General features: G+C 66.8%; 7 protein-coding genes. 2 read left to right on the top strand and 5 right to left on the bottom strand.

Features of this window, described 5'->3' with window-relative positions; all coding sequences use genetic code 11:
* Positions 1-16: 16 nt before the first annotated feature.
* The 4 genes from VIQ49_RS14680 to aspS all read right to left on the bottom strand — a co-directional run bounded on the left by VIQ49_RS14680 (position 17) and on the right by aspS (position 9,274).
* A complete protein-coding gene (locus VIQ49_RS14680) occupies positions 17-946 on the bottom strand; it encodes a transglutaminase family protein (protein WP_331885823.1) in 930 nt (309 codons plus the stop codon).
* Positions 943-3,651 (bottom strand): circularly permuted type 2 ATP-grasp protein, encoded by a 2,709-nt coding sequence (locus VIQ49_RS14675; RefSeq protein ID WP_331885821.1) that lies wholly within the window; start codon positions 3,649-3,651, stop codon positions 943-945. The genes VIQ49_RS14680 and VIQ49_RS14675 overlap by 4 nt, the downstream gene beginning before the upstream one ends.
* Positions 3,648-7,292: a transglutaminase family protein gene (locus VIQ49_RS14670; RefSeq protein ID WP_331885819.1), complete on the bottom strand. Its 3,645-nt coding sequence runs from the start codon at positions 7,290-7,292 to the stop codon at positions 3,648-3,650. The genes VIQ49_RS14675 and VIQ49_RS14670 overlap by 4 nt, the downstream gene beginning before the upstream one ends.
* Positions 7,293-7,465: 173 nt before the next feature.
* Complete coding sequence (gene aspS / locus VIQ49_RS14665; protein WP_331885817.1) at positions 7,466-9,274, bottom strand: aspartate--tRNA ligase; 1,809 nt, start codon at positions 9,272-9,274, stop codon at positions 7,466-7,468.
* 95 nt (positions 9,275-9,369) lie between these two features.
* Here aspS and ypfJ point away from each other — a divergent pair, with 95 nt between their 5' ends.
* The gene (ypfJ, locus tag VIQ49_RS14660) at positions 9,370-10,236 is read left to right on the top strand and encodes a KPN_02809 family neutral zinc metallopeptidase (RefSeq protein WP_331885816.1); all 867 of its coding nucleotides are present in this window, start codon (positions 9,370-9,372) and stop codon (positions 10,234-10,236) included.
* Positions 10,233-11,864 (top strand): DUF885 domain-containing protein, encoded by a 1,632-nt coding sequence (locus tag VIQ49_RS14655; RefSeq protein WP_331885814.1) that lies wholly within the window; start codon positions 10,233-10,235, stop codon positions 11,862-11,864. The genes ypfJ and VIQ49_RS14655 overlap by 4 nt, the downstream gene beginning before the upstream one ends.
* Before the next feature lie 97 nt (positions 11,865-11,961).
* On the opposite strand, the gene VIQ49_RS14650 is transcribed toward VIQ49_RS14655, so the two are convergent.
* Entirely contained in the window at positions 11,962-12,138 is a 177-nt protein-coding gene (locus VIQ49_RS14650) for a hypothetical protein (protein WP_331885812.1), read from the bottom strand.
* Between the last annotated feature and the right edge of the window lie 5 nt (positions 12,139-12,143).

Below are 12,143 nucleotides of genomic sequence, written 5' to 3'. Positions count from 1 at the left end.
TCCATAGGAAATGGCATCAATTTTCTGGTGAGACATCCACGGAGACATCGATTTTACTCTTCCGAGATTCGGTATAGATAACGCCTCTTAACGGTGGTACATCGTCGTAATCGCGGCCCCACGCCACCGTGACGTGACGTTCGTCGACGAGTTTGTCGTTGGTGGGGTCGAACGCGATCCAGCGATCACCCGGAAGCCACACCGCAGCCCACGCATGTGACGCGTCGGCACCGAAGATCCGCTCGCGCCCCGGCGGCGGGTCGGTGGCCAGGTACCCCGAGACGTACCGCGCCGCGAGCCCCTGGGACCGCAGACATGCGATCGCCACCCGGGCGAAGTCCTGACAGACACCCTCCCGACGCTCCATGACCGTGTCGACCTTGGTGCTGATCGCCGTGGACCCCGACCGGTACGTGAAATCACGGAAGATGCGGCTGGTGAGTTCGCGCACCACGTCGAGCAGGGGCGCACCGGGTGTGAAGATCTCCGACGCGTACCTGGCGACCGCGGGTCCGATCTCCGGCGGGTAGAGATCGAGGCGGAACTCCACCGCCCGAGCGCCTGCCGCACCGGTCGGGCGCGCCGACTCCCACCGCGCCCGCGCCGCCTCCGAGTTCAGCAACCCCTGATCGATGGGGTCCACGTCGACCGTCGACACACCGGTCACCTCCAGACGACGGTGCGGGGTGACGACGTGGAAGTAGCTGTCGTGGTTGCCGTAGATGTCGACGCCCGTCGAGCGGTCCGAGGGTTCGGGATCGATGGTGATCGCGCTGTCGATCACCCGCTGACCGGGCAGGTCACGTGGTTGCAGATGGCAGCGGCCGTAGCTGCTGCTGACCACGTCGTCGTAGTCGTAGCGCGTCCGATGCGTGATCCGGTAGCGGCGGGTGACGCCCTCGGCGAAATCTGCGGAGGGCCGCAATTGCTCGTCGGCCGTGTTCACAACGCCCCCTCTGATCCGGCACCCCACAGCGGCTGCATGTCCACCGGCTGGGCAAGTCTGGTGCGCCCGAGCACATCCGAGATCTCGCGGAGCCCGGAATCGAGGGTACGCATCAATTCGGCCAGTTCCACACGCTGACCGCCGGCTCCGAACGCGGCCAGGTCCGCCGGGTCGACGCGGCGCAGTTCTGACGCCAAATCCTCGACGATCCGCTCCGCGGCCGCAGACCGGATCTCGGTCGGCAGTGCGGTCAGGTCATCACGCAACGTCTGCAGCTGATAGATCATCGCCCGCGGGTTGCCCTCGTCGAACAGCATCAGGGCGGCCACCGAAGCCATCCTGACGATGCCCCTGTTTCGGCGGCGATAGGTGATGATCGACTCGCTGGCCGACAGGTACGCCTCCAGCAGACCCTGTTCGGTGTCCGCGTCGTGTTGCGGAACCAGGATCGCCGAGGTGAGGCCGGCCAGCATCTGCGCGCGCTCGATCCGTCGCCCGATGTCCATGAACAGCCAGCCCGCGTCGTGCACCATCGATTCGGACTGCAGTCCGGCCAGGGCAAGGAGTCCGTGCAGGATGTCGTCGTGTGCGCGGCCGAGTTCGGAGCCGTCCCGCTCGGTGTCGTCTCCACCGCCCGCGGCCGGTGCGGCACCCAGTTCGTTCAGGGCCCGGTCGATCGAGCTGAGCACCATCCACGTGCTCGTCGACAGCTGGTCCCGGATGGCCCGGGCCAATTGCTGCAGGCGGCTGACGGCGAAAGCGACCGAACCGGGTGTCCGGCGGGTGCCGGTCATCATGTGCAACCGCGCGGTCGCCGCGATGACCTCATCGGGCTCCGGGGCCTTGCTGCTGTCGAAATCGCGCAGGCCGCTGATGTCCTTGAGCACCTCGGAGTTGCCCGACGCGGCCGCGATTGCGCTCAGGAACAACGGGATCGACGCAGTGCCGGTCATCCAGGGCCGGTACCGGTAGGCCTCGTAGCGCTCGCGGGCGACCTTGACCATTCTGGTGGTCAGCTCGGCCCGCTCCCCGTAACGCCCGAACCAGAACAGGTCGGACAACACCCGCGGTGAGCTGACCACCGGGTCCGAGCTGGGCCGGACCTGGATCGAACCACCACCGGCGACGATGATCGGGACACTCCGGTCCCCGGACTCCTCTACCCGGACCTGGCCTGCGGCCGGTTCCACGGTGGTCACCCAGACATCTTTTCCGGCAACGGAAGTCATGGCCGATCCGGCAGCGCCGTCGGCGAGCACCTGGCCGAGGCCGCCGGGCAGGACCGCGTACCCCGATCCCTGGGCGACACAGAACGAACGGATGCCGACCGGGGCGGCGCGCAGCGGTGAACCGGACGTGCGTGACCCGGTCGGGCTCGGCGTCGAGGACGGTGCCACCGAAAACCGTTCCAGCGCACGGCCGACCCACTGCCACGGCTCCGTGGCGATGCGGGTGCGTAGTGTGTCGATCCCACCGGCGCTGAGCAGCGGTCCGGAGAACTCCTCACCGGTACGGAAGTTCGTCACGGCCAGGAGCGGGAGATCCGCCAGCAACTTCGTTCGTTCGAGATCGTTTCCGGCCCAATATGTTTGCACCGAGTTCAGCGACAGCTCCTCGCCGAGGAGGTGTTTGCTGACCGCGGGCAGGACCGTGTGCAGCGCCGGGTTCTCGAGCACCCCGCTACCGAGCGTGTTCAGCACGGTGACCGTCCCGCGCGAGACGGCTTCCACCAGACCGGTGACACCCAGCCGGGAATCGGCGCGCAGGTCGAGCGGATCAGAGTAGTCGGAGTCGACCCGCCGGAGGATCACGTCGAGCCGCTTGAAGGTGCCCAGCGACCGCATGTAGACCGTGCCGTCCCGGACCACGAGGTCGGCCGCCTCCACCAGCGGAAAGCCGAGGATCGACGCCAGGTAGGCCTGATCGAACGCGGTCTCCGACAACGAACCCGGGGTCAGCACCGCGACTGTCGGCTCCTCGATGCCCTGAGGTGCGTACTCGAAGGTCGCCAGCCGGAATGTGGCCGCGAACGCCGACATCGGCCGCGGGACACAACGTTGCAGCAGGCGCGGGAACGCCCGCGACATCAGCTGCCGGTCGGCCAGCGCGTAGCCGATCCCCGACGGCGCCTGAGCGCGATCTGAGTAGACCTGGTGCTCACCGCTCGGGACCCGGCCGATGAGGGCCGCGTGCATGAACAGCATGTGGGACCGGACCTGTGGGAAACGGGAGGCCTTCCGGACGTACCCGGGGTGACCGTAGATCATCTCCGGTGGCACCAACCCCGACGTGATCACCGTCTGGTCGGCGTAGATGTCCGACAGCAGCGCATCGAGGACCCGAGCCCGTTGTTCGATGCCCTTCTCGAGAAGCTGCCACTGCGATCCGTCGAACAGCAGTGGCACGGAGTCGAGTTCCCAGCGCCGTTGCTGCGTCGAGGTCCCGATCGGTGAGTTGTAGGTGATGCCGTCGTCGTCGACCAGGGTCCGCACCCGCTGATCGGCCTGCCGGAGTCCGGCATCGGCCAACCGCTCGAGTCCGTCGACGAGACCGGCCCACTGGCCGCGGATCGCGCCGGTGCTGTCGAACAGCTCGTCGAAGGGTCCCGACTGCGATCCCGGCGTTGCCGGGAGATCGAACAATCCGTACCGGTCAGACCGGTATCGGTCCAAAATCCCAGTGGGCTCGATCCTTGGCAATGTCACCGCAGGACTGTACGTGCTCGCCGCATATCCAAAATCATCGGCACACCGGAATCGGTCGCGAGCCGCGCCTGATACTCGCGGAGCTTGGCCGTGTCGACCGTGCCGACCTGATGTCCGGATGCCTCGAAGCGTCCGTTTCGGCGGGATTCGGCCTCCACCGCATTCACCGGCGGACGTTCGTACGCCAGGCCACCGGGATGGATGACGTGGTAGGTCGCGCCGCCCACCGAACGCCCGTTATGGGTGTCGACGAGATCGAACACCAGCGGGCTGTCGATGGTGATCGTCGGATGCAGCGCACTCGGCGGCTGCCAGGCCCGGAACCGGATACCGGAGACGGACTCCCCCGCCCGGCCCGTCGAGGCCAGTGGGACCGGTACGCCGTTGCAGGTCAGTATGAATCGGTTCGTGTCGCCGCCGAGCATGCGGACCTGCACCCGTTCGATCGACGAATCGACGTAGCGGGCGGTGCCGCCGAATGCGGATTCCTCGCCGAGGACGTTCCACGGCTCGATCGCGCCACGCAACTCGATCTCGACGTCACGGATGTGCACCGTGCCCAGGCGCGGGAAGCGGAACTCTGTGAACGGGGCCAGCCAGGCGGTGTCGAAGTCGTATCCGGCATCACGGAGATCTTCGGCGACGTTCGCGATGTCGTCGATCACGTAGTGCGGCAACAGGTGCCGGCCGTGGAGGTCGGCGCCGTGGCGTTGCAGCCGCGCCCGGTAGGGCTTGTCCCAGAACCAGGAGACCAGGCTGCGCACGAGCAACGACTGCACCATCGCCATCTGGTGATGTGGCGGCATCTCGAAACCACGCAGTTCCAGCAGACCGAGCCGGCCCCGCGTCGAGTCAGGGCTGTACATCTTGTCGATGCAGAATTCCGCACGGTGGGTGTTGCCGGTGATGTCGGTCAGCAGGTGCCGCAGCGCCCGGTCGGTCACCCACGGCAGATGATGACCGGTGTTGCCGGCAGCCGTCTCCTGGCTGATGCGATCGATCTCGGCGAAGGCGACCTCGAGTTCGTAGAGCGAACTCTCCCGTCCCTCATCGACGCGGGGTGCCTGCGAGGTGGTGCCGATGAACCGGCCCGAGAACAGGTAGGACAGCGACGGGTGCAGCTGCCAGTAGGTCAGCATCGAGACCAGCAGATCCGGGCGGCGCAGCATCGGCGAATCGGCCGGGCGGATGCCGCCGAGCGTGATGTGGTTGCCGCCGCCGGTACCACCGTGGCTACCGTCGAGGTCGAACGACTCGGTGCCGAGCCGCACCCGGCGAGCCTGGTCGTAGAGGGTCTCGAGGAGTTCAGACTGTTCGACGAAGGACGACGTCGGCTGGATGTTGACCTCGATGACACCGGGGTCGGGTGTGATCGTCATCGACGTCAGCCGCGGATCCGACGGTGGGCCATAGCCCTCGATGACCACCGGCTTGCCCACCTCGGCGGCACTGCGCTCGACCATGTTGATCAGTTCCGCGAAATCGTCGCCGGTCTCGGTGGGTGGCAGGAAGACGTAGAGGACACCGTTGCGCTCCTCCGCGACCAGTGCGGTGACCGACCGGCCCGACGGCTCGACGAGGTCGGTGCCGGTGTCGGTGTCGGTGTCGGTGTCGGGGACATCCTTCTCTGCTGCCGCCTTTGCTTCTGCGGCGGCCCGCGCCTTCTGCACCTCCGGGGTGATCCACAGTGGTTCACCGTCACCGGGCACACCGGTCTCCCCGGACGACGTACCGGGGCGGGCACCGGGCAGCGATTCTCCGGCCATCCCGGTCCGCGGCATGACGGGCGCGGACGCGGCAGGTGCTTCCGACACCGAAGGCGGCAACGGAAGTTCTTCAGCCGAGGTGAGGTCGTCGAGCGGTTCGATGTCGAACGCCGTCGGGTCGGTCAGGAAGAACTGCATGTTCGGCTCCCAGAAGAGAGCATCGAGCGGCAGTCGCAGGCCCGCCGGAGAATTGCCGGGGCTCAGGACCAACCGGCCGCGCCGGGTCTTCCACAACGCGCTCTGCCAGCCGACACCGTCGGGGGCACGGTTGATCGGCATCACATACGCGGTGGGGCTCGACACCGACGAATCGAGCTCGGCCAGAAGGCGTTTGCGGATCTCTGTCGAGTCCTTGTCGGGCGTCAGATCGTCGGCGGTCGCCTCGGCGGCCTCCGATTCCCGGTCCGGCGGTGCCCCCACAGGCAGCCGCACCAACTCGGCGAGCCGCAGCAGCGGATCCTCGTACGCCGGCATCACCTGTGACTCCGGCAGCCGAAGACGACCGGCCAGCGCGGAGATGAAGGCTTCCGGCGCCTTGGCGGTGGCCGGGTCGGTGGGCCCGAGTCCGCCGGGCGCCTGCCACTCCATGGTGGCCTTCGCCGCGTCCTTGGTCGGCCAGGGATCATCGAGCAGATCGGGGTTGTTCCACAGCGCTTTTCCGTCGGCGCGCCAGATCACATCGATCTGCCACCGCGGCAACGGTTCACCGGGATACCACTTGCCCTGCCCGCGCTGCACCAACCCCTTGGGTGCGTAGATCTTCTTCACCCGATCGGTCAGATCCGAAGCGAGTGAACGCTTGTGGGGCCCGTCGGCGTCGGTGAGCCACTCCGGGTCCACCTGGTTGTCCAACGAGACGAACGTCGGCTCGCCGCCCATCGTGAGCCGCACATCACCATCGCGCATCCGGGCATCGAGGTTGGTTCCGAGGTCGACGATCCGCTTCCACTGGTCGCCGGAATACGGCAGCGTGACCCGCGGATCCTCGTGGAATCGGGAGACCTCGTTCGAGAAGTCCATCACCGCATGGCATTTGCCGGTGGCACCGGTGATCGGTGCGGCCGCGCCCGGATGTGGGGTGGCCGCCAGCGGGATGTGCCCTTCGCCGGCGAACAGGCCCGACGTCGGATCCATACCCACCCAACCCGCACCTGGCAGGTAGACCTCGGTCCAGGCGTGCAGGTCGGTGAAGTCGGCGTCGGGTCCGGACGGGCCATCGATCGACTTGATGTCGGAGGTCAGCTGCACGAGATACCCCGAGACGAAGCGGGCCGCCAGGCCCAGGCGCCGCAGGATCGCCACCAGCAACCAGGCGGAGTCGCGACACGAGCCGACTCCGCTGTCGAGGGTGAACTCCGGCGCCTGCACCCCTGATTCGAGGCGCACCGTGTACCGGACGTCGTCACGGACCGCCGAGATCAGCTGGACGAGATAGTCGATGACGCGCATCTTGCCGGACGCGCGATGATCCGCCACCCACTTGGTGACCAAGGGATCGGTGCCCGGCACGTCCACCGGCCGCAGATAGACCTCGAGGTCACGACGGAGTTCCTCGGGATACTCGAAGCCGACGTTCTCCGCCCATTCCTCGATGAAGAAGTCGAACGGGTTGATCGCGGTGAGGTCGGCGACCAGACCGACGGTGAAGCTCAGAACCGTGGTCGGTTCCGGAAACACCAAGCGCGCCAGGTAGTTGCTGAAGGCATCCTGCTGCCAGTTGAGGAAGTGGTCGCCGGGTTCGACCTTCAGCGAGTACGCCTCGATCGGCGTTCTGGAGTGAGGGGCCGGACGCAGCCGCAGGACATGTGGATAGACCTTGGTCAACCTGTCGAAGTTGTACGTGGTCCGGTGTTCGAGTGCCACCTTGATGGTCAACTGGCGATACCTCCGTGCGTCCCAAAGGGTCAGGAAGCAAGTTGACCACACTCTGCGCCGTACCGCCGGACACAGACTGACCAAAAAACCACCCGTTCCGGTCACACCCACCTGCTGCAACTGGTGGGTATGACTGAAACGGGTGATTCTGTGAGCGGGTCCGGCTGGAGCGGTCAGGCGTCGGCGGGCTTCGTGGCGACCGGTGCCTGTTGCGACTTCGGTGCCGCAGGCTTCGCGTCGATGCCTGATTCCTTGCGCTGGGTCGGGGTGATCGCTGCGGGCGCATCGGTCAGTGGATCGATACCGCCACCGGACTTCGGGAAAGCGATCACGTCGCGGATCGACGGCTGGCCGGCCAGCAACGCGGTGATGCGGTCCCAGCCGAAGGCGATACCACCGTGCGGCGGAGCCCCGTACGCGAACGCGTCGAGCAGGAAGCCGAACTTCTCCTGGGCCTCGTCGTGCGAGATACCCATGATCTTGAAGACGAGTTCCTGGATGTCGCGCTTGTGGATACGGATCGAGCCGCCACCGATTTCGTTGCCGTTGCAGACGATGTCGTAGGCGTAGGCCAATGCCGAACCCGGATCGGACTCGAGCACATCGACCGACTCCGGCTTGGGTGAGGTGAAGGCGTGGTGCACCGCCGTCCACGCACCGGAACCCACCGCCACGTCACCGCTTGCGGTCGCATCGTCGGCCGGCTCGAAGAGTGGTGCATCGACAACCCAGGTGAACGCCCAGTCGCCGTCCTTGATCAGGCCGAGCTTCGACGCGATCTCGCCGCGGGCCGCACCGAGCAGCGCCCGCTGCGCCTTGGCCGGGCCGGCCGCGAAGAAGACACAGTCGCCGGGGTTGGCGCCGACGTGCGCGACCAGGCCGTCGCGTTCGGCCTCGGACAGGTTCTTGGCAACCGGACCGCCGAGCGAGCCGTCTTCCTGAACCAAGACGTAGGCAAGACCCTTGGCGCCACGCTGCTTGGCCCATTCCTGCCACGCGTCGAGCTGGCGGCGCGGCTGGCTTGCGCCACCTGGCATGACGACAGCACCCACGTACGGCGCCTGGAAGACGCGGAACGGGGTGTCCTTGAAGTACTCGGCGCACTCGACGAGTTCGATGTCGAAGCGCAGGTCGGGCTTGTCGCTACCGAAACGACGCATCGCGTCCGCGTACGTGATCCGCGGGATCGGCGTCTGCACGTCGTAGCCGATCAACTTCCACAGTGCGACCAGGATCTCTTCGCCGAGGGCGATGATGTCGTCCTGTTCGACAAAGCTCATCTCGATGTCGAGCTGGGTGAACTCGGGCTGCCGGTCAGCGCGGAAGTCCTCGTCGCGGTAGCACCGGGCGATCTGGAAGTAGCGCTCCATACCGGCCACCATCAGCAGCTGCTTGAACAGCTGCGGGCTCTGCGGCAGGGCATAGAACGTGCCCGGCTGCAGGCGGGCGGGGACCAGGAAATCGCGGGCACCCTCGGGTGTCGAGCGGGTCAGGGTCGGGGTTTCGATCTCGACGAAGTCCTGCTCCAGCAACACATTTCGCGCGGCCTGGTTGACTTTCGAGCGTAACCTCAGGGCGCTGCCGGGACCTTCGCGACGAAGGTCGAGGTAGCGGTACTTCAGCCGGGCTTCCTCACCCGGGTTCTCGTCCAACTGGAAGGGCAGCGGCGCCGACTCGTTGAGGACAACCAGTTCGGTGGCGTTGAGCTCGATCTCGCCGGATTCCAGGTTGGGGTTCTCGCTGCCCGCCGGGCGCTGCTCGACAACACCGGTGACCTGGACGCAGTACTCTGCACGCAGGCGGTGCGCGGGCGTGGCGACGGCCTCGTCCCGGAAAACGACTTGAGCAAGTCCGGAGCTGTCCCGCAGATCGATGAAGATCACGCCGCCGTGGTCGCGTCGGCGCGCCACCCAGCCGGTCAACGTCACGGTCCGCCCGGCGTTCGCGGCTCGCAGTGATCCGGCAAATTGGGTGCGCAGCACAATGGTCCTCTCGAAGGGCGACGATTTGTATCGTGCAACATCCTACGGCTGCCGCATTCGGCCAAGAACGGCACAGGTCATGCGATGCTGACCGCATGACTTTTCGAGGCGGCGGGCCCTTGGCTACCGGCAACGTTTCCGGCGGCGGAGGTGGCGGTCGCGGCAAGCTCGCCATCGGCGGCGGAGCGGGCCTGCTCATCGTCATCGTGGCGGCGCTGTTCGGGTTCGACCCGAACCTCTTGGACCTGGGCAGCGACGGCACGGGCTCCACATCCTCGTCGCAGGAGCAATCCGCGATCGACGAACAGATCGCCGGCTGCACCATCGAGAAGGCCAACACCGACACGGTGTGCCGGATCGTGGCCACCACCAACAGCCTCGACGCGGTGTGGTCCGACATCATGCCCGGATATGAACCACCCAAGACGATCATCTTCGAGGGCAGTGTCAACACCGCGTGCGGCCCCGCGACCTCCGACGTGGGCCCGTTCTACTGCCCCGGCGACCAGACCGCGTACTTCGATCCGTCGTTCTTCAACGTCCTGAGCGATCGACTCGGCGGTGGCGACGGACCACTCGCCCAGGAATATGTGGTCGCGCACGAATACGGCCACCACATCGAGTACCTCACCGGCGCACTGCAGCAAGGACAGCGCATGGGCGCGGCCGGCCCCACATCAGGTTCGGTGCGGATCGAACTGCAGGCCGATTGCCTGGCCGGAGTGTGGGCGTACCACGCGGACAAGGGCCCCGACGCGATGCTCGAGCCGCTGACGCAACAACAGATCAACGATGTGATCAAGACCGCCAAGGCAATCGGGGACGACGCCATCGGTGGCGACGCCTCCAACCCCGAGGGCTGGACCCACGGCTCGTCCGATCAGCGGGTCCGCTGGTTCAACATCGGCTACACCTCCGGGGATCAGAACTCCTGCAACACGTTCGAGGCCGCGACCCTATGACCCGATCCAGCCCCGTCGACCGGATCGCCGAGGAACATCTCGAGCAGTCGTGTGCACTCAACCCGATCGAGGCCACGCACCTCGGGGTGGCCGGTTACGACGATCGTCTGCCCGACTTCGCGCCGGACGGCGAGGCCGATCGGGTATCCGCCCGGCGTGAGGCACTGACCTCTCTCGCGGCGGCGACGGTCACCGACGACGTCGACCGCGTGACGGTCGCGACGATGTCCGATCAGTTGCGTCGTGCGCTCGCCGTCGACGACGCCGGTCTCCGGGTCGGTGAGGTCAACGTCATCGAATCCCCGCTGCAGGGTGTTCGCGATGTCTTCGACCTGATGTCGACCACCACACCCGCGGAGCAGGACCTGTTCCTGGCCCGGCTGTCACAGATCCCGTCCTGTACCCGGTCGATCATCGCCGGGATTCGCCATCGCGTCCACACCGGTCCCCCGCTGGTGAGCCGCCAGGTGAATCTGTGTGCCACACAGGCGGACACCGCCACCGGGTCGATCTTCAGCAACGCCGCCGCGATCGAGCGCACCGACAAGGCCGATCTGCTCGACAACCTGCGCGGGCAGGTGGGTGCGGCGATGACCGATCTCGCCGCGGTGCTGCGCGAGGAGGTGCTGCCCCGCACCGTCGATGCCGATGCGGCGGGCCGCGACCGCTACCGACTCCATTCGGCCGAGTTCGTGGGCGCCGACATCGACGTCGACGATGCATACGCGTGGGGCATCGACCTACTCGAATCGATTGTGGCCGAACAGGAGACGTTGGCACAGCAGATCGCTCCCGGTGCCGGCGTGGCCGGCGCCCTCGAAGCGCTCAACAACGATCCCCGCTACCAGATGACCGACCGCGATGCGTTTGTCGCGTGGATGCAGGAGTTGTCCGACCGCGCGACGGACGAGGTCGGCCGCCTGCACTTCGACATTCCCGCCGAACTGACCGCGCTGGAATGCCGGCTGGCGCCGTCGGCGACCGGGATCATCTACTACACGATGCCCAGCGAAGACCTGAGCCGTCCGGGCCGGATGTGGTGGTCGGTGCCACCGGAGCAGCAGGTCTTCCACACCTGGCAGGAGACCACAACGGTCTTCCACGAAGGTGTACCCGGCCATCACCTGCAGCTGGGTTCGGCGATGGTGAGCCCCGAACTGAACCGGTGGCGCAAACTGGCGTCGTTCACATCCGGTCACGGCGAGGGCTGGGCCCTGTACGCCGAGCGGCTGATGGGCGAACTGGGCCGGCTCGACGATCCGGGCGATCGGATGGGCATGCTCGACTCACAGCGTCTGCGCGCCGCCCGCGTGGTGGTGGACATCGGCGTCCACTGCGGGCTGAAGGCACCGGCCTCGGTGGGCGGCGGTACCTGGGATGCCGACAAGGCCTGGCAGTTCCTGACCGCGGCGGTGGCGATGGACCGGACCGTCCTGCGCTTCGAACTCAACCGCTACCTCGGATGGCCGGGGCAGGCTCCGTCGTACGCGCTGGGACAACGTGTCTGGCAGCAGGCCCGCGACAACTACCTGCGCCGCGATCCGTCTCGTACCCTCAAGGACTTCCACCGCCAGGCGCTTGCCCTCGGCGGTGTCAGTCTCGATGTACTGCGAGCCGAACTGACCTGAACCCCCTCCGCAAACGCTCCGGAAATGCGAAGACGCTCCACGTACACGTGGAGCGTCTTCGCACAAGTGGAGCGTTTACAGGGTGGTGGGCCCGCGACTAACCAGGTGGGTTCTCGGCCGTCGGGAACTCGGGGGTGTGGGCCTCACTCCCCCATGTCCGGCCCGTATGCGGGGCCGGCGCCGGATCACCGTCGACGGTGAAGGTGCAGGCGGTCAGTCCGGTCGCCAGGACGACACCCATCACGACCGCCACCCACCGGCGCCGCGCACCCATCGCCG

Source organism: Williamsia sp., assembly GCF_036566845.1.
Taxonomy (GTDB): domain Bacteria; phylum Actinomycetota; class Actinomycetes; order Mycobacteriales; family Mycobacteriaceae; genus Williamsia.
This window is presented reverse-complemented; position numbering and strand designations above follow the sequence as displayed.

What these genes read in the sequence shown, in the direction of transcription:
- VIQ49_RS14650 (WP_331885812.1), bottom strand. Translation starts at nt 12,138, where the DNA reads ATGGGTGCGCGGCGCCGGTGGGTGGCGGTCGTGATGGGTGTCGTCCTG.
- VIQ49_RS14655 (WP_331885814.1), top strand. Translation starts at nt 10,233, where the DNA reads ATGACCCGATCCAGCCCCGTCGACCGGATCGCCGAGGAACATCTCGAG.
- ypfJ (WP_331885816.1), top strand. Translation starts at nt 9,370, where the DNA reads ATGACTTTTCGAGGCGGCGGGCCCTTGGCTACCGGCAACGTTTCCGGC.